The following is a 22,720-nucleotide window of genomic DNA, read 5'->3' as shown; positions in this document are numbered from 1 at the left end:
GCGCGCGACAGTCGCCGCCATGCCCGACCGCACCCCACCCGCCGACGCCGGAACCCTGCTGGAAGAGCTCCGGCGCATTCGCGCCGCGGTCGGGGAAGCCGGCTTCGGCAACCCGGTGCTGTCGCTGGCCGCGCGCGTCGAGCGGCGGCTGGCCGAGGGATCGCTGGACGAGGCGGCGGTCACCGCGCTGGTGCGAAGCCTGCGCGACGAGGCCTTTCGCGACCGCGCCGCCCGCACCGCGCGCTACGTCGGCGGCACCGATCCCGGGGCGAGCCTCGCGGCCATGGCGCAGCTCGCGCCGGCGGCGCTGGAGGGCGAGGCGCCGGAGGGCGGGTTCGACGCCGCCCGCGACCGGCTGGAGCGCACCCGCTTCTCGGCGGTGTTCACCGCGCACCCGACCTTCGCCCTGCCGCCCGAGGTTTATGCCGACCTCGCCGCGCTGGCCTCGGGGCGCGAGGCCGCGGCCGAACACGCGTCCCACCGCCCGAGCCGCCCGACGCTGGAGGACGAGTTCAGCCAGGCCGTCGCCGCGATCGCGCATGGCCGCGACGCCATCGATGCCCTGACCCGCACCCTGCTGAGCGCCGCGCGCGAGCGCTGGCCGGACCGGTGGAGCGCGCTGCGGCCGCGCCCGGTGACGCTGGCGAGCTGGGTCGGCTACGACACCGACGGGCGCGTCGATATCGGCTGGTGGGACACGCTGCGGCTGCGGCTGCGGATGAAGCGGCTGCAGCTGGAGCGGCTGCGTGACGCGCTGGCCCCGCTGCCGGCGCCCGCCGCCTCGGCCCGGCTGGCGGAAGCGCTCGCCGCGCTGGAGCAGCAGATCGAGGCCTGCCCCACCGACGGCACGCCGGAAGCCGTGGCGAGCTTCGGCCGCCTCGTCGCCGCGACGCGCGACGCCGCACTCACCACGCCGGAGCCGCTGCTGCGCGACCTCGACGCCGCGGTTGAGGCCGCGGAGGGCGAGGCGCAGCTGGATCTCGCGGTGGTGCGCGCCGGCCTCTTCGCGCACGGGCTGTCGCTGGCGCATACCCATGTCCGGCTGAACGCGTCGCAGCTGCACAACGCCCTGCGCCAGCGCACCGGCCTCGCCGATCCGCCGGCCGATCCGTCGCGCCGCCGCACGCTGTTGGCCGCCATGGATGAGGCGCTGGGCAAGCTCTCGCCCGTGCCGGTGGATTTCGGCGCGATCCTGGCGGAACAGGCTTCCGCCGCGCGGTTGATGATGACGGTGGCGCAGATCGCCAAGCACGTGGACGGCAGCGCCCCCGTGCGGTTCCTGATCGCCGAAACCGAGAGCGGCTACACTCTGCTCTCGGCCCTTTACCTCGCGACGCTGTTCGGCGTGGATCGTCAGGTCGAGATCTCGCCGCTATTCGAAACGCCGGAAGCGCTGGAGAACGGCGAGCGCGTGCTGGAGGAAGCTCTGCGCTCGCCGCACTGGCGCCGGTACCTGGCCGGGATCGGGCGGTTGTCCTTGCAGTTCGGCTATTCCGACAGCGGCCGCTACATGGGGCAGCTCCCCGCCACCTACCTGATCGAGCGGCTGCGGCTGCGCGTGGCGGAGCTGCTGTCGCGCCACGGGCTGAGTGGCGTCGAGGTCGTGTTCTTCGACACCCATGGCGAGAGCGTCGGGCGCGGCGCGCACCCGTTCTCGCTCACCGACCGGCTGCGCTACCTGTCGCCGACCCGCAGCCGCCGCGTGCTGGTGCGCGCCGGCATCCCGGTGCGGCTGGAAAGCGCCTTCCAGGGCGGCGACGGCTACCTGCTGTTCGGCACGCCGGAGCTGGCACTGGCCACGGTGGCGCGGGTCGCCGCGCACAGCTTCGCCGCCATCCCGCCGCAGGCGGACCCGACGGTGATCGGCCCGGACGGCACCGACCCGGTTTATGCCGAGGGCGATTTCGCCGCCGGCTTCTTCACCACCGCGGGTGCAGCGATGCGCGACCTCGTGGAGGATCCGGGCTACGCCGCGCTGCTCGGCGCCTTCGGCCCGGCGCTGCTGGACCCGACCGGTTCGCGCCCCTCGGCGCGGCAGACCGACGGCATGGGCGGCCCGGCGGTGATCCGCCACCCGCGCGAGCTGCGCGCCATCCCCAACAACGCGATCCTCCAGCAGGTGGGCTGGATGGCCAACTCGCTGCACGGCCTGGGCGGGGCGCTGAGCCGCTACGGCCACAATTTCGAGGAACTGCGCCGCAACAGCCCGCGCTTCCGCCGCGCCATGGACTTCGCCGCCCACGCGCTGGCGCATTCCGACCTCGACGTGCTGCGCGCCGTGGTGTCGCTGCTCGACCCCGGCGCCTGGCTGGACCGTGCCGCCACGGCGGAAGCGGAGGACCGTGAAGCCGCGCTGCGCCTCGCCACGATCCTGGAGGACATGGCGCTGGCCGCACCGCTGGGCGCGATGTTCCGCCGCGTCCAGGCCGACCACCTCCTGCTGCGCGGCACCTGGCCCGACGCCCCGCGCATGGAGGAGCGGGAGGTGCTGCTCCACGCGCTGCGGATCGCGGTGATCGGCCGCATCTGGCGGCTGGCGATGCGGGTGCCAGAATTCTCCGCCCGCCACGGCGTGACTCACGCGGCGCTGCTGACGCGGCTGGTGCGGCTCGACGTGCCGGCGGCGCTGGAACTGCTGCGGGACATCTTTCCCGCGTTGCCCGACCCGGCGGCGGGCCTCGACTACGGCGAACCGCCGGGGCCGCGCGGCGCGTCCTCCTACGAGCGCGAGCACCGCGAGGTCTTTGAGCCGATGGGGCGCTTGTTTGCCCTGGTGCGCGAGATCGGCACCGCCGTGTCGCACGACGTCGGCGCCTTCGGCTGAGGGCAGGGCGGATGAGCACCGACCGCGCGCCGCTGTCGCGCCGCATCCTTCAGGGGCAGGGAGCCGAGCCCGCCGACCTCGTGGTCCGCGACGTGCGCCTGCTGGACCTCGTAACCGGCGCGCTGGTGGAAACCGACATCGCCGTCTGCGGCGACACGGTGGTGGGCACCTACGGCCGCTACGAGGGCGCACGGGTGATCGAGGGGCGCGGGCGCATCGCCGTGCCAGGCTTCATCGACACGCACCTTCACGTCGAAAGCTCGATGGTCACGCCGCTGGAGTTCGACCGCTGCGTCCTGCCGCACGGCGTCACCACCGCGATCTGCGACCCGCACGAGATGGCCAACGTCGTCGGCGTCGAGGCCTTCCGCTACTTCCTCGCGGCGGCGGAACGCACCGTGATGGACCTGCGGGTGAACCTCAGCTCCTGTGTTCCGGCCACCGCGCTGGAAACCTCGGGCGCGGTGCTGGGGGCGGAGGACCTGCTTCCCTTTCGCGCGCATCCCAAGGTGATCGGGCTGGCGGAGTTCATGAACTTCCCCGGCGTGCTGGCGGGCGATCCCGACTGCCTGCAAAAGCTCGAAGCCTTTCGCGGCGGGCACGTCGACGGCCACGCGCCGCTGCTGCGCGGCCTGGCCCTCAACGGCTACGCCGCCGCCGGCATCCGCACCGAGCACGAGGCCACCACCGCCGAGGAAGCGCTGGAGAAAATCCGCAAGGGCCTGACGGTGCTGATCCGCGAGGGATCGGTCTGCAAGGACCTCGCCGCGCTGGCGCCGATCCTGGATGTGGCGACCTCACCCTTCCTGTGCTTCTGCACCGACGACCGCAACCCGCTGGAAATCGCGCATGAGGGCCATCTCGATTTCCTGATCCGCAAGGCCATCGCGCTTGGCGTGCCGCCGCTGGCCGCTTATCGCGCGGCCTCGCTGACGGCGGCGCGCGCCTTCGGCCTCGCGGACCGGGGCATGATCGCGCCGGGCTACCGGGCCGACCTGGTGCTGATCGACGCGCTGGAAAGCTGCAACGTGTCGGACGTCGTCTCCGCCGGCCGGCTGGTGGACGAGGCGCTGTTTGCCGCGCGACCGCCGATGGCGTCGGTGGCGACCGACAGCATGAAGGCGCGGCGGATCACCGCGGCGGATCTCGTGTTGCGCGGCGAGGCTTCGCAGCCGGTGATCGGGGTCATCCCCGGCAAGATCATCACCGAGCACCTTCGCCTCACCCTGCCGGTGCGGGACGGCGCGGTGCTGCCCGACCCGGCGCAGGACGTGGCCAAGGTCTGCGTCGTGCCGCGACACGGGCACAACGGCAACATCGGCCGTGGCTTCGTGCGCGGCTTCGGGATGCGGCGCGGCGCCATCGCCTCCTCGGTCGGGCACGACAGCCACAACATCTGCGTGGTCGGCACCGACGACGCGGCGATGGCCCTGGCGGTGAACCGGCTGGGCGAGATCGGTGGCGGCTTCGCCGTGGCGGAGGACGGCAAGGTCGTCGCGGAACTGCCGCTGCCCGTGGCCGGGCTGATGAGCGACCGGCCCTTCGAGGAGGTCGCCCGCGGGCTGGAGCGCATGGGCGAGGCGGGAAGGGCGCTGGGCATCACCCTGGCCGACCCTTTCCTGCAGATCGCCTTCCTGCCGCTGCCGGTGATCCCGCACCTGAAGATCACCGATCGCGGGATGCTCGACGTGGACCGGATGGCGCTGCTGCCGCCGTAGCGCGGCGGGCGTCCGGTTCCGCCGCCCCGCGACGAATCGGATCAGGCCCGGCGCGGGAGGTCCGCCGGGCCGGAGGCTGTCCGCCTCAGTTCAACGCGCTGCCCCGGCGCTCGGGGATCAGCAGCCACAGCGCGATCATGTCCAGCACGTAGAGCACGGCCAGCAGCGCGATCGCGGTTTCGAAGCCGAGGCTGCCGGCCACCGCGCCGATCGCCACCGGGCCGAAGCCGCCCACCGCGCGGCCGATGTTGAACAACACGTTCTGCGCCGTCGCGCGGGCAGCGGTGGGGTAGAGCTCGCTCATCAGCGCGCCGTAGCCGCCCAGCATCCCGTTCACGAAGAAGCCCATCACGGCGCCGCCGATCAGCAGCGCGGTGGGATCGGTGAGGCGGGAATACACCACCACCATCACCGCCGCGCCCAGCATGTAGCCGAGAAAGGACGGGCGACGGCCGATGCGGTCGGCAATGTGGCCGAAGGCGAAGATGCCCACCGCCATGCCCAGGATGGTCACCGCGGTCCAAATGGCGGACTGCGTCAGGCCGTAGCCGAAGCGGCTGCTCAGGTAGTTCGGCAGCCAGATCATCACGCCGTAGTAGCCGAAGTTCTGCACCGAGCAGAGGATCACCATGCCCAGGCTGATCCGCGCCGTCGCGGCATCCGCCACCAGCAGGCTCAGTGGCGAGGGGCCGGTGCGGTGCGCGGTGTCGCGCACGAAGACCTCGGGCTCATGCAGCGACCGGCGGATGAAGTAGGCGGCGACGGCCGGCAGCAGCCCCACCGCGAACATGCCGCGCCAGCCGATCACCGGCAGCAGCGCCGGCGTCACGATCGCCGCCAGCAGCACGCCCAGCTGCCAGCCCAAGCCCACGTAGGAGGAGGCGCGGGCGCGCTTCGAGGCCGGCCAGGCTTCCGCCACCAGCGCCATGCCGATGCCGAACTCGCCGCCCAGTCCGATGCCCGCGATGGTGCGGTAGATCAGCAGGTCCCAGTAGCCCTGCGCCAGCGCACAGAGTCCGGTGAACACCGCGAAGAGCACGATGGTCCAGGTCAGCACCCGCACGCGACCCAGCCGGTCCGACAGCATCCCGAACAACACGCCGCCGATCACCGCGCCCACCAGCGTGGCGGTGACCAGCGAGGTGCTCTCGGCCACGCTCAGGCCGAGCTCGCCCGCGATCAGGCGCAGCATGAAGCCCAGGATCAGCAGGTCGAAACCGTCCATGGCGTAGCCGAGGGCCGAGCCGATCAGCGCCTTTCGCGCCGCCGGCGTGACGGTGTCAGGTGATGGGGCCGATACGGCAGATGGGGAAAATGCGGACAAGCGAGGGCTCCACTGGATGGCACCGGAACCCGGGCCTGGATGTTACTTGTATCCTTCTGTCACGCTCTCGTCTTCGTGACATCCGTCTCCGTTGGCGGAGGCGGGTTGCGCCAACGGCGGCGTCGCGTTCCGGCGGCTCCTGGCTCCTGGCTCCTGGCTCCTGGCTCCTGGCTCCTGGCTCCTGGCTCCTGGCTCCTGGCTCCTGGCTCCTGGCTCGGCTTCCGCCTGTCCGGCCGCGCCGTCAGCTCCCCGCCGGGGCCCAGATCGCGGACAGCTCGGCTGCCGCCAGCACCGCAGCGCGCTGAGCCTCCTGCGCAAGGCGGAAAGCGTCGCCCCCGACCGTCTCGTCCGGGTACTCGGTGATCAGCGTGAAGGGCGGCGTGTGCCGCGTCGTCTCGCCCAGGACGTAGGGGATGTCGGCATGCACCGGCCCCGCCGCCCCGTCGCCCGCATGCAGGCGATGCAGCGCCAGGCAGCGCCGGTTGAACTCCAAGAGGCCCGGCACCGAGCCCAGCCGCTCCGCCACGCCCTGCACCAGCGCCAGCGCCGCGTCTTCCAGGCCTGGATGGTGGCGCAGGATCAGGAAGAAGCCGCGCGGCACGGTCCAGCTCGCGAAGCCGCGCGGAACGTAGCCGCTCAGCGGCCGCGTCCATTCATGCGCCGGGTAACCGTGGAGGTTGACGTGCAGCCGCGCGCCGGTGCGGCGGAAGGCCTCGATCCGCGCCGTCTTCTCGAACCAGGGCGCGGCCTCGCGCGCCTCGAGATCGTCGCCCAGCGCGGTGTAGCGGGCGGCGTGGTGCATGTGGTGCGCGTGCGTGGCGCGCAGGTGGCGGTGCAGCGCGTAGCCGTCCGGGTTCTCGAGCGGGATCAGGGCGAAGTGCCGCCCGGCGTCGCGCAGCACCGCCGCGGCGCGCAGGGCGCCCACCACGCCGGAGGCCTCGTTGGCGTGCTGCGCGGCCGAGATCACCAGCGCCGGGCCGTCGCCCGGGTGGTGGATCGCCGGCACCGCGCGCCCCTGCACCGAGGTGGCGTCGAAGCGCTCGCCGCCCAGCCGGGCGGTCTCGGCGGCGAGGCGGTCCGGCTCCAGCGGCGTGCCGATGGTGTCCAGCGGCTCGTCCTGCGGGGCGGAAGGGCGTTCGGGCAGCGGGCCGCGCAGGCTGACGCGCAGCCGCGTGTCGCCGTCGCCCGGCAGGACCTCGGGCAGGATCTGTCCCGGCTGCAGCCGGCGGTCGCCGAGCGGCAGGCCGGCGCGGCGCTGAAACAGTTCCAGCGCCGAGAAGTACAGGTCCTCGTGCAGCGCCTCGCGCGTGCTGAGCACTTCCGACCCCACGGGCAGGGGGCGCTCGATGCCGCCGGTCTCGACGCGGATCTCCAGCACCTCGAAGAGGCGCGGCCCCGGGCCCCAGTCCCGCGCCGCCAGCGCCCCCATCGCGGCGGCGAAGGCGGCTTCGAACTCGGTGTGCAGCGGGCCGTCCTCAGAAGGTGCCGCGCCGGTGCCGTCCCCGGCATCTGCCGGGGCGGGGTGTGTCGCCGTGCCGCCGGCGATGGGTGATGCTCCAAGGTCCGGCGTGGCGCCGGCCTCTGCCGGCCAGGCGCGCAGCCAGCCGCAGGGCGCCAGCACCTCCTCGCCCAGGTGGTCCGTCCGGGGATGGTTCGGCGCGAAGACCTCGTGCCGTGCCCGTGCCCCGTCCGGCCCTTCGAGGATCACCTCGTAGCGGTCCGGGGCCTCGCCCTCCTCGAAACGCAGCGTGCAGCCTTCTGGCAGCAGCGCAGCCAGGGGATAGGCCTCCAGCCGGAAGCGCGCCGGCACGAGGCTGGGCAGCCGCACCAGCACCGACTCGCCTGGCCGGGCCGCGATCTCGCCTTCCAGGAAGGCGTGCAGCAGCGGCTTGTAGGCACTCCGCAGGCGCGCGGTGATGCCGAGCTCCCCCAGGCGACGCTCCGCCTCCTGGCGTGCGGGCGCATCCTCGAACAGCCAGGCCTCGATCCGCGCGCCTCCGTGCGCGCCGTCGCCGAAGCGCTCCAGCACGGCGTCGAGCGTGCGGGGAAAGCGGCGCTCCAGCAGCACCGTCGGCGCATCCGGCAGCGGAAGGGCGGTCGGCGGCATCGAAGGGCTCCTTCAGCAGGGCACGGGCAACAGGGCGCAGGTGATCACCCCGGTGGACGGGCCGCTTCGACCCGCCGCGCCGGAGTCATGCGGGGCCGCATGTTGCGGCGACCACGCGCCGCTGTCCAAGCAGGGCCGATGCCGAGACGCCTGCGGTGGGGAGGGGCGGCCGGACCCGCCGGTTCGCGGCGCCGTAACGCCCGCAGTGGGAGGGGCGTTAAGCCCCGGCAGCAGGATGGAACCGCCGTGCTTCACCACGAACCGCCCCAGGCGCTCAGGCCGGAGCCTCCGACCGCGCGCCCTGAAACCTCGACCCGGCGCGACCCGGCGTGAGCCCGCCGCCGCCGGATCAGGGCTGCGCCGTGGTGGTCGGGGCCGCTGGCGGCCTGGGCGCGGCACTGGTGTCGGCCCTGCGGGCCGAGGGTGGCTTCCGCAGCGTCCAGGCGCTGTCACGCCGGGCGGCGGAAGGTCCCGAGAGCGGCCCCGTCGACGTAACCGACGAAGCATCCATCGCCGCGGCCGCCGCGCGCCTCGCGAGGTTGGCGCAGCCATTGCGGCTGGTGATCGTCGCAACGGGCACGCTGCAAACCGTGCCGGACGAGCAGCCGGAGCGGAGCTTCCGCGCCCTGGACGCGGAGGCGCTGCTGCGCGCCTACCGCATCAACGCGGTCGGCCCGGCGCTCGTGGCCAAGCACCTCCTGCCGCTGCTGCCGCGCGAAGGGCGCAGCGTCTTCGCCGCCCTGTCGGCGCGGGTGGGCAGCATCGGCGACAACCGCCTGGGCGGCTGGCACGGCTACCGCGCCTCCAAGGCCGCGCTGAACATGATCCTGCGCAACCTGGCGATCGAGCTCGCCCGCACCCGGCCGGAGGCGATCTGCGTCGGCCTGCATCCCGGCACGGTCGACACCGCGCTCAGCCGGCCGTTCCAGCGCGGCGTGCCGGAGGGCAAGCTCTTCACGCCGGATCACGCGGCGGCCTGCCTGCTGCGGGTGATCCGTGGCTTAGGCCCGGAGCAGAGCGGCTCGGTGCTGGCCTGGGACGGGCAGGTGATCCCGCCCTGAGGAAACCAGTCCCGGCGGATCACCCTCGCAGGGACGACCCGCTCCGGAACTTCCGCCTCAGATCAGGATCGAGCGGTGCGCCGCCGCCAGCGCGTCACGCGCCGCGATCAGCGCCGCCAGCGACTTGCGCCCCTGCGTCACGGCGGCCTTCTCGGCCTGGTCGAGCTCGTCCACCTGCTCCTGGGCGCTTTCGACGCCCTCGCTCAGCTGGTCGCGCATTTCTTCCAGGCGCTCGCGCAGCGCTAGGCGCTCGTCGTAGCCGATCAGGCCGGAGCGCCAGTCGGCGACGATGTTCTCGACCTCGCGGCGGACGCGGTCGGGGGCGACGCCCTTGCCGGCGAGGTCCGCCAGCTTGCTGAGCGCGGCCTTGTCGGGGGACGCGGGACGTTTGCCGGCCATGGAAGGTTTCCCCTCGATCGGGTGACTTGGAACAGGAGGTGAACGCCCCCTCTACATAATCCCTGTTCGCCACTTGTTCCAGTGCGGGGCTGCCGCGTTTCCACCGCACATCCCGGTTGCGTGCGGAAACTTGCGCCGGGCGCCCCGTGTTCCGATCTGGGTCTCCAGCAGGGTGCTGTCCGGAGACGGACCCTGACGGTGCCGCGCCGTAAGGGCGGCGAGCGGAGTTAGGAAGAATGGCCGAAGAGGCTCGAAGCACGCAGGTGCAGGTGGCCAATGCCCGGCCCGACGATGTCGGCAAGGGTGTGGCGCGCATCAGCCGCAAGGCGATGGGGGAGTTGGGCATCCAGCCCGGCGAGGTGCTGGAGGTCGTGGGGCAGCGGCACACGGCGGTGATCGCCGTCCCGCCCTCGCCCGAGGACGAGGACCTGGAAATCATCCGCCTGGACGGCCTCGGCCGCGCCAATGCCGGCGTCACCGCCGGCGAGCGCATCGAGGTCCGCAAGGCGCAGGTTCGCACCGCCACCCACGTCACGCTGGCGCCGGCGCAGAAGAACCTGCGCCTGAGCGGCTCGGCGGAGGGTTTGCGCCGGGTGTTCATGGGGCGGCCGCTGTCGTCGGGCGACGTGGTGTCCACCTCGGTCTACCAGCGCCCCGAGGGTGGCGGCGAGGAGGAGGCGTTCCGTCGCTTCTTCAACCAGCAGACCTACGCCCTGCAGGAAATCCGCCTCGTGGTGGTGAGCGTGGTGCCCAAGGGCATCGTGCGCGTGGACGGCAACACCGAGTTCGAGCTGCTGCCCCAGTACAGCGAGCCCAAGGAGGTCCGCCGCGCCGACGTCACCTATGACGACATCGGCGGGTTGGGCAACGCGGTGGAACAGGTGCGCGAGATGGTGGAACTGCCGCTGCGCCATCCTGAGCTGTTCCAGCGTCTGGGGATCGATCCGCCGAAGGGTGTGATCCTGCATGGCCCGCCGGGCACCGGTAAGACGCTGCTGGCCAAGGCCGTCGCCAACGAGTCGGAGGCGAACTTCTTCTCGATCGCCGGCCCCGAGATCATGGGCAGCCAGTACGGCGAGAGCGAGAAGCGCCTGCGCGAGATCTTCGAGGAAGCCGGCAAGAAGGCGCCCTCGATCATCTTCATCGACGAGATCGACAGCATCGCCCCCAAGCGCGACGAGACGCGCGGCGAGGTGGAGCGTCGCATCGTGGCGCAGCTGCTGACGCTGATGGACGGGCTGGAGCCGCGGCAGAACGTCGTGGTGATCGCCGCCACCAATCGCGTGGACGCGATCGACGAGGCGCTGCGTCGCCCCGGCCGCTTCGACCGCGAGATCGTGATCGGCGTTCCGGACGAGCCCGGCCGCCGCGCGCAGCTGGCGATCCACACCCGCGGCATGCCGCTGGCCGAGGATGTCGACCTCGACGCCCTGGCGAAGAGCACCTACGGCTACGTCGGCGCCGACATGTCGGCGCTGGCGCGCGAGGCTGCGATGGACGCGGTGCGCCGCGTGCTGCCGCAGATCAACCTGCGCGAGGGCATCCCGTCGGAGGTGCTGGCGGGCATGCGCGTGTGCCGGCAGGACTTCGACAACGCGCTCAAGCGGATCCAGCCTTCGGCGCTGCGCGAGATCATGATCCAGGTGCCCAACACCACCTGGGAGGATGTCGGCGGCCTGGAGGAAACCCGCACGCAGCTGCGCGACGGTATCGAGCTGCCGCTGCGCAACCCGGAGGCCTTCCGGCGGCTGGGTATCCGCCCGGCCAAGGGCTTCCTGCTGTTCGGCCCTCCCGGCACCGGCAAGACGCTGATGGCCAAGGCCGTGGCGCGCGAGGCCAACGCCAACTTCATCGCCACCAAGTCCTCGGACCTGTTGTCGAAGTGGTACGGCGAGTCCGAGCAGCAGGTCAGCCGCCTCTTCGCCCGCGCCCGGCAGGTCGCGCCGACGGTGATCTTCATCGACGAGATCGACAGTCTCGTTCCGGCGCGCGGCGGCTCGATGGGGGAACCGGCGGTCACCGAGCGCGTGGTGAACACCATCCTGGCCGAGATGGACGGGCTGGAGGAGCTGCAGAGCGTGGTCGTCATCGGCGCCACCAACCGGCCGAACCTGCTGGACCCGGCGCTGCTGCGCCCCGGCCGCTTCGACGAGCTGGTCTACGTCCCGGTGCCCGACGAGGCGGGACGGCGGCACATCCTGGGCATCCAGACCCGGGACATGCCGATCGCCGACGACGTCGACCTGGACGATCTGGCGCGCCGGACCCAGGGCTACACCGGTGCCGACCTCGGCGACGTGGTGCGGCGGGCGGGGCTGCTGGCCCTGCGCGGCGACATCAACAGCCCCGCGGTCGGACGCTCGCAGTTCGACCAGGCGCTGCGCGAGGCGCGGCCTTCGGTGACGCCGGAGATGGAGCAGGAATACGAGCAGCTCCGCCGCAGCCTGAAGCAGCAGGGGCCGCTGACGCAGCGGCCGCGCATCGGCTTCGACCTGGGCTGACGAAGCGCAGGGTGAATGCCTTTCGGGACGGCGGAACCACCGCCGTCCCGGTGCAAGTTGAGCCGCCAGGAACCCCCTGCTTTCCTGACGGCGCGACGGGACCCGCCGGCGGGTTGCTGGGCGCTTCCTCCGATCAGCGCCGTCGCGTCACAATCCTTGTTCCGCCCCACATCATTGCGCAGAGCTCGCACATCCTTCTCCAACGAGGCACTCTCGCGGGAATCGCGCGACCGAAGCAGCGAAGGGGAAACGATCATGCACAAAGCCTTGGCCATGGGGGCCGCCCTGTTCGGGCTGGTCCTGCTGCCGCCCATGGCGGCCATCGCGGCGGAACTTCCGCCCGTCAGCACCGCCTCCGGTCAGCTGCAGGGGGCGCTGTCCCAGGACGGCAGCACCGCGAGCTGGAAGGGCATCCCCTACGCCGCGCCGCCGGTCGGTGCCCTGCGCTGGCGGGAACCGCAGCCCGTCAGCGCCTGGCAGGGTGTGCGGCCCGCCACGCAGTTCGGCGCCGGCTGCATGCAGAAGGAGGTCACCGGGCCCCGCCTGCCCTGGACCCTGGAATACCTCCACACCGGGTCGATGTCGGAGGACTGCCTCACCCTGAACGCCTGGGCACCCGCGGGTGGCAGCAAGCTGCCGGTGATCGTGTTCTTTCACGGCGGCGGCTTCACGGAAGGCTCGGGCAGCATCCCGGTCTATGACGGCGAGAACATTTCCCACCAGGGCGTGGTCTTCGTGACCGTCAACTACCGGCTGGGCGTGTTCGGCCTGCTGGCGCATCCCGCGCTTTCCGCCGAGTCGGGCTCCTCCGGCAACTACGCCCTGTACGACCAGATCGCGGCGCTGCGCTGGATCAAGGAAAACGTCGCGGCGCTGGGCGGCGACCCCGGCAACGTCACGATCATGGGCCAGTCCGCCGGGGCGCAGGCGGTGATGGTGCTCAACGCCTCGCCGCTGGCCAAGGGCCTCTATCAGCGCGCCATCATGGACAGCGCGCCCGGCACCACCATCACCAACTATCCCGCCCGACCGACCGAGATGGTGGGCCTCCCGCGCGCCGAGGCCGAGAAGATCGGTGCCGACTGGGCGCACGATGCGGGCTTCAACGACCTCGCCGCGCTACGCTCCGCCAGCGCCGCCGACATCAACCGCCTGTCGGTGGACAAGCAGCCGATCCGCGGGCCGGTGATCGACGGCAGGCTGCTGCCCGATCGCGTGTCCGCCATCTACCTGAGGCATGCGCAGAACGACGTTCCCATCCTCGCCGGCACCAATCGTGACGAGCGCGGCAGCGAGAAGGATTACGGCAGCTGGGGCGTGGACCAGCTGCGCCAGTACGGCGCGCGCAGCTACCCGCTGCAGACCGACGTCTTCAACGCGCTCTACGGGGCCAGTTCGGATGATGAGGCGCACGAGGTGCAGCGCACGCTGATGCGCGACGAGCGGCGCTTCGGCCTCGCTTGGCTCGCCAACATGCGCGCGAGCACGGGGGACTCGCCGAACTACCTCTACTTCTTCAACCGCCCGACGCCCTGGCCGCAGTACCCGCAGTACGGCGCCTTCCATTCCAGCGAGCTGCCCTACGTCTTCGGCAACCAGGCCCGCCTCGACCGGCCCTGGACCTCGCTCGACACCGAGCTGTCCAAGGCGATGTCGGCCTATTGGGTGAACTTCGCCCGCACCGGCAACCCCAACGGCGACGGCCTGCCGGCCTGGGACGCCTTCAACGGCACCAACCAGCGACTTCTGGAGCTGGGACCGGAAACCCGGATGGTGGAGGTGATCGCCCCGAACAAGGCCGTGTTGCTGGCTGAAAAGCAGTTCTGAGGGCGCGCGGCGCCCCGGGTTCATCCCCGGGCGCCGCGCCGCCGTGACGGAGGCGGTTCAGGCCGCCTTGCGGCCGCCCAGGATACCCCAGCCGGCGAGCAGCTTTTCCAGCGTCGCCTGCGCCTCGGCCGTGAGCGGCCAGGCCGCCGGCGGACGGGCGGGGCCGACCTCCTGGCCCATCAGGTTCAGCGCGGCCTTGACCACCGACACGTTGGCGCCGCCGAGTTCCTGCGCGCGCAGCACCTCGAAGGGGTCGATCTCCTCGATCGCGGCGTTGGCGCTGCTGTAGTCGCCGGCTTCCAGCGCCTTGTGGATCGCCACCGAACGCTCCGGCAGAACGTTGATCAGGCCCGAGGTGAAGCCGCGCGCGCCCACGCCGTACATCGGGGGCGCCCAGGGCTCGGCCAGGCCGCAGACCCAGTTCACGCCGAGGTGGCGCGTGCGGCGGATCGCCTGCGCGAGCAGCAGCGGGTTCTGCGTCGCCCACTTCACGCCGACCACGCCGGGCAGGCTGGCCAGCTCGACGATGCGCTCGATGCCCATGCTATCGTTGCGCAGGTAGAGGATGATCGGCAGCTCGCCGGCCTCGGCCACGCCCTCGAGATAGGCCTTCACGCCGCGCGGGGCACAGAAGGGGTCGGGGGGCTGGTGCACCATCAGCACGTCGGCGCCGGCCTTCTTGGCACCGCGCGCCAGCTGCTTGGCTTCCACGAGCGAGCGGCCGATGCCCGCGATCACCGCGGCGCGGCCGTTCACCATCGCGGGAACCTCGGCCTGCATGCGCTCGGCCTCGGCCAGCGACAGGCTGTAGAACTCGCTGGTGTTGCCGTTCACCGTCAGGCCGTGTACGCCGGCCGCCGTGGCGCGATCGATGATCGGCCGGAGCGCCTGCGGGTTGATGTTGCCCTCACGGTCGTAGGGCGTCACCAGGATCCCCGAGATGCCGCGCAGTGCAGCGGCCAGCTTTTCCTTGTCCATCAGGCGAGTTTCCCTCCGTGTCCGGGCGCATCGAACGGCGCCCAGAATGCTTGTTGCAGTGATCGCAAGGCGTGCGCGCGCATCCGCGCCTCGGCCTCTTCCCCGTCGCGCTCCCGCAGCGCTTCCACCAGCGCCGCATGTTCCTGCAGCGCCAGCTTCAGCTCGCCCGGTGCCGCCAGGATGCGGCGGCGTCCCACCCGGTCGTAGCCGCGCAGCGAGCGCAGCATCTGCTCCAGGAAGGCGTTATCGGCGATCTCATGGATCATGTCGTGGAAGCGCTCGTTGGCCTGGGCCAGGGCTTCCGCGTCGCCGGCCTCGGTGGCCTCGCGCATCACGGCCAGCTGCGCGGTCAGCGCCTCGATATGTTCGGGCGTGGCCTGCCGCGCGGCGAAGGCGGCAGCGGTGCCTTCCAGCGCCACGCGGATGCGGCCCATCTTTTCCAGCTGCTCGGGCCCGAAATCCGCCACCAGCGTGCCGCGGCGGGGCAGGGTGATCACCAGCCCCTCGCTTTCCAGCCGCCGCAGCGCCTCGCGCACCGGGGCGGCAGACACGCCGAGAACGCCCGCCAGCATCCGCTCCGACACCCGCGCCCTGGGCACGAGCGAACCCGCGATGATCGCGTCGCGGAGCCGGCCATAGACACGGTCCGACAACGAGGCGGTTTCGGTGTCCGACAGGGGCAGGAGAGCGGAGGCAAGCACGAGCGCTGAAATATCAGGTTGCAGTGCTTCTCGCAACAACAGAGTGTCGCGTTGCTCGGGAGTGATTTCCCCACGTCCTGCCGCATCCCGCAAGCACCATGTGCCGCGACGAGGGGCGGGATTGGCGGGAACCCCCGTGTTGTGCGATGCGGGAGATGGCGAGACAGCTCGTGTCGCCCTTCTCACGGCGCCGGACGCCGGCACCGCGCGACAGCCACCTGGTAAGGACCCAAAGGGCCATGGCTTCCACCGTCCCTCCGCAGGCGAGTCCGCCGGACGACACCTCGCCGCTGCGCGGCGCCGTCGTGCCGGTCACGCCCTTCCGGCAGAACTGCCTGCTGCTGTGGGACGAGCGCACCATGCGCGGCACCGTGGTCGATCCGGGCGAGGCCAGCGCGGTGCTGCAGGCGCTCGAGGAGCTTGGCGTCACGGCGGAGAAAATCCTGCTGACCCACGGCCACCTGGACCACGCCGCCGGCGCGGCGGAGCTGAGCGAAACGCTGCGCATCCCCGTGGAAGGCCCGCACGAGGCCGACCGCTTCCTGCTCGACGGGCTGGCGAAGTCGACGGCGCAGTACGGCTTCGTCGGCCGCCCGGTCACGCCGGGCCGCTGGCTGAACGAGGGCGACACGGTGGAGATCGCCGGTCGCCGCTTCGGCGTGCTGCACTGCCCGGGCCACACGCCCGGCCACGTCGTGTTCCATGCCGAGGACGGCTCGCTCGCGATCGTGGGCGACGTGTTGTTCAAGGGCTCCGTGGGGCGCACCGATTTTCCTTACGGCGACGGGCCGGGGCTGATCCGCGTCATCCGCGAGAAGCTGTTTCCGCTGGGTGACGACATGCCCTTCCTGTGCGGCCACGGCGCCGGCGGCACGCTGGGCGAGGAGCGGCGCACCAACCCCTATGCCGGCGACGGCGCCGCCGGATGAGCAGCGGCTCCGGGCCATCGGAGCCTGGGCGGAACGGGTCAACGGCTCCTCCACGGGATGAGCCACGGGCCGACCAGACCGGACGCAGCGGCACCTCGCCGTCAGGCGGCGCGCCGTCCGGCGCCTCGGCCGCCGCGGCCCTGTCGGGTGCATCATCCGGTACCTCGTCCAGTACCTCGCTCCAGGGCGAGGGCGACCACGACATCACCACCACCGGCAGCCGTCTGATCTACGAGAATCGCTGGATGCGGCTGCGCGAGGACACGGTGCGCCGCCGCGACGGCTCGCCCGGCCTGTTCGGCGTGGTGGAGAAGACCGACTTCGCCACCGTGGCGGCGATCGAGGACGGGATGCTCCACATGATCGAGCAGTATCGCTACCCGGTCCGCCGCCGCGCATGGGAGTTCGTGCAGGGCATGTGGGAGACCCGGCCCGGCACCGACCCGCTGGTGCTGGCGCGCGCCGAGCTGCGCGAGGAAACCGGGCTCGAGGCGGCGGAGATGCACTATGCCGGGCGGCTCTTCCTCGCCTACGGCTTCTGCACCCAGGCGAACCACGTCTTCCTGGCGCGCGGCCTGCGCCCCGGTCAGGCCGCGCTGGAGCCGGAGGAGCAGGACCTGGTGACCCGCGCCATCCCGCTGGCGGAGGTGGAGCGGATGATCCGCGACGGCGTGATCGACGACCAGTCGACGATCTCGGCCTTTGCGCTGCTGCGGCTCAAGGGGATGCTCTGACCGGTCATCCTCGCGGCGGCGCTCGAACACGAAGGCTCCAGCCGGCATCCGCCGCCCGGCCATTGCCCAGCTGGCGACTCCACGGGCGGCTCGTTCGCGACCGGCGTGTCGGCGGCCCTGAGGGCGGCTCAGCGCGGGCAGGGGTCCTGGCGCAGGCCCTCGGGCGGCTGCGGCGAGAGCACCAGCGCCAGGAAGCAGCCGGTGTAGAGGCCTGTGAAGGCGAGGTTTCCGGCCCCGCCATGCCCTTCGATGCGCCCGCGCGACGGGCGCAGCGCCAGGGTCGGTGCCCCACGTTCCTGCCCGATCTCCGCCAGCCGCTCCGCCCGCCAGTCGGGGTCCGGGTCGAAGGGGTCGCGGTCGAACAGCCCCACCGCCACGCGGAGCCGCCCGCGCGGCAGCTCGGCCAGCAGCCGCTCCCAGTCTTCCCGCGCGCCGGCATGCGTGGCGTCGGTGGTGCCGTGCGCGGCCGGCGCGGTGGCGATCACCGCCGACACCGCCTCCGCCGGCAGCTCGGCCCCTGCGAGCAGCGACTGCCAGCCGCCGCGCGACTGGCCCGCCAGCACCACCTGTCGGTAGCCCATGGCATGCAGCTGCGGCACCGCCTCCTTCAGCGCGGCCACGGCGCGGAACAGGTCGTCGCCGCCAGGCGCGCGGTCGAAGCGGAACACGTCCCAGCCCAGGTCGTTGAAGGCCGACAGCCAGGCCGGCGTCGGGTTGCCGCGGTTGTCCGCCGCGGGGCCGCCGTAGCCGTGGCTGTAGACGATGACGCCTGCGGCGGCGTGCGGCCCGTGATACTCGTGAAGGGGGCTGGCACGCAGCGGCCCGACGCGCGCCTCCGCCGGTTGCAGCACGGGGTGGCCGTCCACGGCGCCGTTCAGCGCCAGGATGCGGCACTCGACCCCGGGCAAGGATCGGCCCTGCGCTTCGCGGCATCCCGCCAGCGCCGCGTCGCGCGCCGCCTCGGGCGTGGGCTGGCCGGACACGAAGCGCCAGATACTGCCGCCGTTCGGCGCCACGGCGATGGCGAAGGCGGCGTTGGGAACGGTGCCGCGATAGCCCTGCGTCCAGCCCAGCACCGCGCTCGGCCCCCGCGAGGCGGGTCCGAGCGTCGCGGCGGAGAACAGCGACTCGTAGGCCGCCTGCGCCGATGGCGTGGCACCGACATCCCGGTCCTGCGCTTGCGCCGGAAGCGCTGCCAGCACCGCCAGCAGCAGCGCGAGGAGACGGCGCCGCATCTCAGCCGTCATGCAGCGTGATCTGCAGGCTCAGCAGCACCCGCGCGTGGGTGGCGTCGTGCCCGAAGCCGCGGCCGCCGCCCAGCCCCACCACCACGTCGTCGTTGACGCGGTAGCGCAAGCCGGCCTCCAGGATGTTGCTGTCGTGCTCGTGCCGTTCCTCGCTCTGGTGCAGGGCGTCCAGCACGAGGGCCCAGTCCTGCGCCAGCAACTGGCTGTAGCCCACGACCGCGCGATACCGCTCCGCCCGTTCCGTCATGTCCGGGTCGAAGCGGTGCATCCAGGTGAGGTTCAGGTGAACCCGCTTGCGCCCCTGCGGATCGACCGTGCGCATGGCGATGCCGGTGAGCTGCACCTCGGTGGAACGGTCGCCGGGACCGATCGGGCTGGTGGCGTCCAGCTGCAGGCCAAAGGATGGCAGCAGCCGTGTTTCCTCGTTCAGCCGGTACAGGGCGCTGAGGTCGAGGTCGCCCTGGTTGGCATCCTGGCCCGAGCCCACCGTGTAGGGCACGCCCAGCGTCAGCTGCAGGTTGCGCGCCGCACCCACCTGGATCTGCGGCGTCAGCAGGAAGGTGTCGTGCCGGTGCCGCCGGTCGTACTGCGCGGCGGTCTGCAGCTCGACGCTGCCGGGCTCCTCCACCACCGGGTCGGTTAGGGTGGTGGGAAAGCCCATGTCGAGATCGTCGGGCTCGTCGGCCCAGGCCACGCTGGGGGCCACGCCTTGGCCCATCGCCAGCAGCAGGCCGACGAGGATGGGCAGCCGCCAAGCGGGAAACCGGGAACTCTGCACGCTGGGAGGATGTCCGGAACAACGGCCGGACGGGCCCGGCGCGAAGTGTCCGATTCTACGCCGCGCCGCCGGAAACCATCAAGGCGCCGGGCCCGTGTGCCGCCACCAGCCACCAGCCACCAGCCGCTGCCACCGGGCGCAACGTGGCTCTCGGCGGCGTGACGCAAAGGAGGCGCTGGGCGCCGGGCGGGGGGAGTTGTGGCGGGCGGGCCCGCGTGCCCACATGCGGGCCGCACGGTTCAACGGAACAGGGAACACCCGCGATGCTGCAACTGGGACAGGTGGCGCCCGATTTCGAGGCCGAAACCACCGAAGGCCGTATTCGCTTCCACGAATGGCTGGGCAACAGCTGGGGCGTGCTGTTCAGCCATCCGAAGGACTACACGCCGGTCTGCACCACCGAACTCGGCATGACGGCGCGCCTCAAGCCCGAGTTCGACCGCCGCAACGTTAAGGCCATTGGCCTGTCGGTCGATACCTTGGAGCACCATGCCGGCTGGGACGCCGACATTGCCGCGACGCAGGGCATGCCGGTGAACTTCCCGATGATCTCGGACCCGGACCGCACCGTCGCCAACCTGTACGGCATGATCCATCCCGAGGCCGATCCGTCGGTGACGGTGCGCACCGTCTTCGTGGTGGACCCCAACAAGAAGATCCGCCTGATGCTGGTCTACCCGCCCAGTGCGGGCCGCAACTTCGACGAGGTGTTGCGCGTGATCGACAGCCTGCAGACCACCGACAAGCACAAGGTCGCGACGCCGGTGAACTGGCGCCCGGGCGAGAAGGTGATCGTGGCCCCGTCGCTGAGCGACGAGCAGGCGAAGGAACTGTTCCCGCAAGGCTTCACCACCGAGCGGCCTTATCTCCGCTGGGTCGAACTCGCGAAGGACTGACGGCGTGACGCTTCATCCTGGTCCGGTGGACGGCTTCTGGGGTGCGGTCGGCCGCACCCCGCTGATCCGCCTCAAGCGCGCCTCCGAGATGACGGGCTGCGACATCTTCGGCAAGGCCGAGTTCATGAACCCCGGCGGCAGCGTGAAGGACCGTGCCGCGTTGGGCATCCTGGGCGACGCGGTGAACCGCGGGCAGCTCGTGCCCTTCCAGCCGGGCACGGTGGTGGAAGGCACGGCCGGCAACACCGGCATCGGCCTGACGCTGGCCGCCAACGCGCGCGGCTGGCGCAGCGTCGTGGTGATGCCGGAAACCCAGAGCCGCGAGAAGATCGACTTCCTGCGCATGATCGGCGCCGACCTGCGGCTGATCCCGGCCAAGCCCTACAGCGATCCCGGCAACTACGTGCACTATTCCCGTCGCGTGGCGGAGGAGTTGTCGAAGGAAGGTCCGACGGTCTGGGCCAACCAGTTCGACAACCTCGCCAACGGTGCCGAGCATGAGCGCACCACCGGTCCCGAGATCTGGGAAGAGCTGGACGGCCGCATCCACGCCTTCACCTGCTCGGCCGGAACGGGCGGCACCTTCGCGGGCATCGCGCGGGCGCTGAAGTCGCGCAACCCGGCGGTGCGGACCGTGCTGGCCGACCCGATGGGCTCGGCGCTGTATTCCTGGGTCAAGACCGGCACGCTCAAGGCCGAGGGCGGTTCCGTCACCGAGGGCATCGGGCAGGCCGCGCGCGTGCCCGGCAACCTTGAAGGCGCGCCGATCGACGACGCGGTGCAGATCCCCGATGACGAGGCGCTGCGTGAGGTGTTCGAGCTGCTGCGCGACGAGGGTCTGAGCATCGGCGGCAGCGCCGGCATCAACGTCGCCGCCGCGATCCGCGTGGCGCGCGAGATGGGGCCGGGCAACACCGTGGTGACGATCCTGTGCGACAGCGGCGCGCGGTATCAGAGCAAGCTGTTCAACCCGGAGTTCCTGCGCTCCAAGGGCCTGCCGGTGCCGAGCTGGCTCGACGGCTGAGCCGCGGTGGAGCTGTTCGAACTCGTCCGTTCGATCCGTGCGCGTGACCCGGCGCGGCCGGGCCAGCTGGAGGCGATCCTGTGCTACGCCGGGCTCCACGCGGTGCTGTGGCACCGCCTGGCGCACGGGCTGTGGCGGCGCGGCTTCCGCACCGCGGGGCGCTGCGTGTCGCACCTGTCGCGCTGGCTGACCGGCATCGAGATCCATCCCGGCGCGCGCATCGGCCGACGGCTCTTCATCGATCACGGGCTGGGCACCGTGATCGGGGAAACGGCCGAGATCGGCGACGACGTGCTGATCTACCACAACGTCACGCTGGGCGGCCTGACCATGCGGCCCGGCAAGCGGCATCCCACCATCCGCGATGGCGCGGTGATCGGCGCCGGCGCGCAGGTGCTGGGGCCGATCGTGGTGGGCCTGGGCGCGCGGGTCGGCGCCAATGCCGTGGTGGTGTCCGAGGTTCCGCCCGGGCTAACCGTGGTGGGCATCCCGGCGCGGCCGCCCGAACATCCCGAGGCGGTTGGCCCCTCGCTGGGCTACGGCATCGCGCGCGGGGCGCCCGATCCGGTAGCCGACGAGATCGCCGCGCTGCGCGAGGACCTCGACCTCCTCCGCGCCCAGCTCAGCCGCCGCGCCTGAGGCGCCCGCCTCACCACAGCACGTCGTGCTCGGGCCTGGCCGGGGGCGGCGTGTTCATGTCGCCGATGGACTGCAGCAGGTCGATCTCGATGGTGCGGCAGATCGCCGTCAGCGGCACGTCGTTCACCGTGTTCTCGAACGGGTCCTGGATGTCGTCGCCGATCTGCTCGATCGCCAGCAGCATGAAGCCCACCACGAAGGAGGCGAGCGGGGTGTAGAAGCCCAGGCTTTCCACCAGCCCGACCGGCAGCAGCACGCAGAAGACGTGCACGAAGAAGCGCGGAAAGAAGGTGTACTGGCGCGGCAGCGGCGTGTTCTTGATGCGCTCCATCCCGCCCTGCGCGTTGCTCAGGTCGACCATGGTGGCTTCCAGCCGTGTCTGCTGGATGCTGTCGATCCAGCCCTGCGCCCGCGCATGGGCCAGGCGCGAGGCCGCGATCGCCAGGATCGCGTTGGGCAGGTTGTTCATGCCCTTCAATCGCGTCAGCTCGTCGCCGGGGACGTGCCGGCCGATCTCGTCCCAGCAATCCTGCCGGCGCAGCGCGCAGCGCAGCGCGTGGACATAGGCGATCTGCCGCTGCACGACCTCACGCTTGAAGGGCACCGTCGCGGGCGTGTCGGGGATGAAGCTCAGCACCTGGCGCCCGAAGGAGCGCGACGCATTCACCGTCGCACCCCAGAGCGTGCGCGCTTCCCACCAGCGGGCATAGGCGCTGTTGTTGCGGAAACCCAGGAACAGCACCAGCGCCGAGCCCAGCAGGCTCAGCGGCAGCACCGGCAGGTAAAGGCGCAGGTCGTGGTGCAGCGTGACGTAGGACACCACCACCGCGAAATCCCACACGAGGAACAGCGCCAGCGGCCATCCCAGCGACCGCACCATGCGGCCCAGCTGGGCATTCCTTGGAACGATCATGCGCCACCGCCCGGGAGACTGCGGGCGGATTGTTCGTTGGTTCGGATCGGCTGAATGGGCGTGGTTCCGGTCTGTGCAGAAAAGGAAGCCCGCCACCCACGCCGCGCGGCGCATGGACAG

18 protein-coding genes are annotated in these 22,720 nt (G+C 71.7%); 10 read left to right on the top strand and 8 right to left on the bottom strand.

From position 1 onward, the window contains the following. The first annotated feature begins 19 nt into the window (after nucleotides 1-19). Nucleotides 20-2,824 carry a phosphoenolpyruvate carboxylase gene (locus tag ACFFGY_RS11875; RefSeq protein WP_377044712.1) on the top strand — a complete coding sequence of 935 codons (2,805 nt, stop codon included), beginning with the start codon at nucleotides 20-22 and terminating at the stop codon, nucleotides 2,822-2,824. A gap of 11 nt (nucleotides 2,825-2,835) precedes the next feature. Next, entirely contained in the window at nucleotides 2,836-4,542 is a 1,707-nt protein-coding gene (ade, locus tag ACFFGY_RS11870; RefSeq protein ID WP_377044711.1) for an adenine deaminase, read from the top strand. Between the two features lie 85 nt (nucleotides 4,543-4,627). Here ade and ACFFGY_RS11865 read toward each other — a convergent pair whose 3' ends face one another. Continuing rightward, nucleotides 4,628-5,866: an MFS transporter gene (locus ACFFGY_RS11865; protein WP_377044710.1), complete on the bottom strand. Its 1,239-nt coding sequence runs from the start codon at nucleotides 5,864-5,866 to the stop codon at nucleotides 4,628-4,630. A 241-nt stretch (nucleotides 5,867-6,107) separates the two neighbouring features. After that, nucleotides 6,108-7,973, bottom strand: a complete 1,866-nt coding sequence (locus ACFFGY_RS11860) for a peptidase M14 (RefSeq protein ID WP_377044709.1) — start codon at nucleotides 7,971-7,973, stop codon at nucleotides 6,108-6,110. Nucleotides 7,974-8,302: 329 nt separating this feature from the next. On the opposite strand from ACFFGY_RS11860, the gene ACFFGY_RS11855 reads away from it, so the two are divergent. Continuing rightward, nucleotides 8,303-9,034 carry an SDR family NAD(P)-dependent oxidoreductase gene (locus ACFFGY_RS11855; RefSeq protein WP_377044708.1) on the top strand — a complete coding sequence of 244 codons (732 nt, stop codon included), beginning with the start codon at nucleotides 8,303-8,305 and terminating at the stop codon, nucleotides 9,032-9,034. A gap of 57 nt (nucleotides 9,035-9,091) precedes the next feature. Here ACFFGY_RS11855 and ACFFGY_RS11850 read toward each other — a convergent pair whose 3' ends face one another. After that, on the bottom strand, nucleotides 9,092-9,433 hold the full coding sequence (locus tag ACFFGY_RS11850; RefSeq protein ID WP_377044707.1) for a hypothetical protein: 342 nt from the start codon (nucleotides 9,431-9,433) through the stop codon (nucleotides 9,092-9,094). A 236-nt stretch (nucleotides 9,434-9,669) separates the two neighbouring features. Here ACFFGY_RS11850 and ACFFGY_RS11845 point away from each other — a divergent pair, with 236 nt between their 5' ends. Next, complete coding sequence (locus ACFFGY_RS11845) at nucleotides 9,670-11,934, top strand: CDC48 family AAA ATPase (RefSeq protein ID WP_377044706.1); 2,265 nt, start codon at nucleotides 9,670-9,672, stop codon at nucleotides 11,932-11,934. Nucleotides 11,935-12,189: 255 nt separating this feature from the next. After that, nucleotides 12,190-13,761, top strand: coding sequence for a carboxylesterase/lipase family protein (locus ACFFGY_RS11840; protein ID WP_377044705.1), 1,572 nt, complete (start codon nucleotides 12,190-12,192; stop codon nucleotides 13,759-13,761). A 57-nt stretch (nucleotides 13,762-13,818) separates the two neighbouring features. Here the strand turns inward: ACFFGY_RS11840 and ACFFGY_RS11835 are convergent, their stop codons facing one another. Both ACFFGY_RS11835 and ACFFGY_RS11830 read right to left on the bottom strand, forming a co-directional pair. After that, the gene (locus tag ACFFGY_RS11835; protein ID WP_377044704.1) at nucleotides 13,819-14,739 is read right to left on the bottom strand and encodes a dihydrodipicolinate synthase family protein; all 921 of its coding nucleotides are present in this window, start codon (nucleotides 14,737-14,739) and stop codon (nucleotides 13,819-13,821) included. Beyond that, entirely contained in the window at nucleotides 14,739-15,440 is a 702-nt protein-coding gene (locus ACFFGY_RS11830) for a GntR family transcriptional regulator (RefSeq protein ID WP_377044703.1), read from the bottom strand. Before ACFFGY_RS11830 ends, ACFFGY_RS11835 begins: the two co-directional genes overlap by 1 nt. A 239-nt stretch (nucleotides 15,441-15,679) precedes the next feature. On the opposite strand from ACFFGY_RS11830, the gene ACFFGY_RS11825 reads away from it, so the two are divergent. After that, nucleotides 15,680-16,369 carry an MBL fold metallo-hydrolase gene (locus tag ACFFGY_RS11825; protein WP_377044702.1) on the top strand — a complete coding sequence of 230 codons (690 nt, stop codon included), beginning with the start codon at nucleotides 15,680-15,682 and terminating at the stop codon, nucleotides 16,367-16,369. Further along, entirely contained in the window at nucleotides 16,366-17,103 is a 738-nt protein-coding gene (locus tag ACFFGY_RS11820; protein WP_377044701.1) for an NUDIX domain-containing protein, read from the top strand. Before ACFFGY_RS11825 ends, ACFFGY_RS11820 begins: the two co-directional genes overlap by 4 nt. Before the next feature lie 128 nt (nucleotides 17,104-17,231). Here the strand turns inward: ACFFGY_RS11820 and ACFFGY_RS11815 are convergent, their stop codons facing one another. Continuing rightward, nucleotides 17,232-18,338: an alpha/beta fold hydrolase gene (locus ACFFGY_RS11815; protein WP_377044700.1), complete on the bottom strand. Its 1,107-nt coding sequence runs from the start codon at nucleotides 18,336-18,338 to the stop codon at nucleotides 17,232-17,234. Nucleotide 18,339: 1 nt separating this feature from the next. Further along, entirely contained in the window at nucleotides 18,340-19,128 is a 789-nt protein-coding gene (locus ACFFGY_RS11810; protein WP_377044699.1) for a hypothetical protein, read from the bottom strand. Between the two features lie 263 nt (nucleotides 19,129-19,391). On the opposite strand from ACFFGY_RS11810, the gene ACFFGY_RS11805 reads away from it, so the two are divergent. From ACFFGY_RS11805 to cysE, 3 genes are read left to right on the top strand one after another with little or no spacing between them, the layout of a single operon-like run. Further along, nucleotides 19,392-20,024 (top strand): peroxiredoxin, encoded by a 633-nt coding sequence (locus tag ACFFGY_RS11805; RefSeq protein ID WP_377044698.1) that lies wholly within the window; start codon nucleotides 19,392-19,394, stop codon nucleotides 20,022-20,024. Between the two features lie 4 nt (nucleotides 20,025-20,028). Continuing rightward, entirely contained in the window at nucleotides 20,029-21,048 is a 1,020-nt protein-coding gene (locus tag ACFFGY_RS11800) for a cysteine synthase A (protein WP_377044697.1), read from the top strand. Between the two features lie 6 nt (nucleotides 21,049-21,054). After that, the gene (gene cysE, locus ACFFGY_RS11795; protein ID WP_377044696.1) at nucleotides 21,055-21,687 is read left to right on the top strand and encodes a serine O-acetyltransferase; all 633 of its coding nucleotides are present in this window, start codon (nucleotides 21,055-21,057) and stop codon (nucleotides 21,685-21,687) included. Between the two features lie 10 nt (nucleotides 21,688-21,697). On the opposite strand, the gene ACFFGY_RS11790 is transcribed toward cysE, so the two are convergent. Continuing rightward, nucleotides 21,698-22,600, bottom strand: a complete 903-nt coding sequence (locus ACFFGY_RS11790) for a bestrophin family protein (protein ID WP_377044695.1) — start codon at nucleotides 22,598-22,600, stop codon at nucleotides 21,698-21,700. Nucleotides 22,601-22,720 lie beyond the last annotated feature (120 nt).

Origin of the sequence: Roseomonas elaeocarpi, assembly GCF_042433915.1 — a bacterium.
Taxonomy (GTDB): Bacteria; Pseudomonadota; Alphaproteobacteria; order Acetobacterales; family Acetobacteraceae; genus Roseomonas; species Roseomonas elaeocarpi.
The sequence above is the reverse complement of the archived record's forward strand: the minus strand, read 5'-3'. Positions and strand labels throughout refer to the sequence as shown.

Coding starts and splice junctions, on each gene's coding strand:
- ACFFGY_RS11875 (WP_377044712.1), top strand. CDS start 20: ATGCCCGACCGCACCCCACCCGCCGACGCCGGAACCCTGCTGGAAGAG.
- ade (WP_377044711.1), top strand. CDS start 2,836: ATGAGCACCGACCGCGCGCCGCTGTCGCGCCGCATCCTTCAGGGGCAG.
- ACFFGY_RS11860 (WP_377044709.1), bottom strand. CDS start 7,973: ATGCCGCCGACCGCCCTTCCGCTGCCGGATGCGCCGACGGTGCTGCTG.
- ACFFGY_RS11850 (WP_377044707.1), bottom strand. CDS start 9,433: ATGGCCGGCAAACGTCCCGCGTCCCCCGACAAGGCCGCGCTCAGCAAG.
- ACFFGY_RS11845 (WP_377044706.1), top strand. CDS start 9,670: ATGGCCGAAGAGGCTCGAAGCACGCAGGTGCAGGTGGCCAATGCCCGG.
- ACFFGY_RS11840 (WP_377044705.1), top strand. CDS start 12,190: ATGCACAAAGCCTTGGCCATGGGGGCCGCCCTGTTCGGGCTGGTCCTG.
- ACFFGY_RS11835 (WP_377044704.1), bottom strand. CDS start 14,739: ATGGACAAGGAAAAGCTGGCCGCTGCACTGCGCGGCATCTCGGGGATC.
- ACFFGY_RS11825 (WP_377044702.1), top strand. CDS start 15,680: ATGGCTTCCACCGTCCCTCCGCAGGCGAGTCCGCCGGACGACACCTCG.
- ACFFGY_RS11820 (WP_377044701.1), top strand. CDS start 16,366: ATGAGCAGCGGCTCCGGGCCATCGGAGCCTGGGCGGAACGGGTCAACG.
- ACFFGY_RS11815 (WP_377044700.1), bottom strand. CDS start 18,338: ATGCGGCGCCGTCTCCTCGCGCTGCTGCTGGCGGTGCTGGCAGCGCTT.
- ACFFGY_RS11805 (WP_377044698.1), top strand. CDS start 19,392: ATGCTGCAACTGGGACAGGTGGCGCCCGATTTCGAGGCCGAAACCACC.
- ACFFGY_RS11790 (WP_377044695.1), bottom strand. CDS start 22,600: ATGATCGTTCCAAGGAATGCCCAGCTGGGCCGCATGGTGCGGTCGCTG.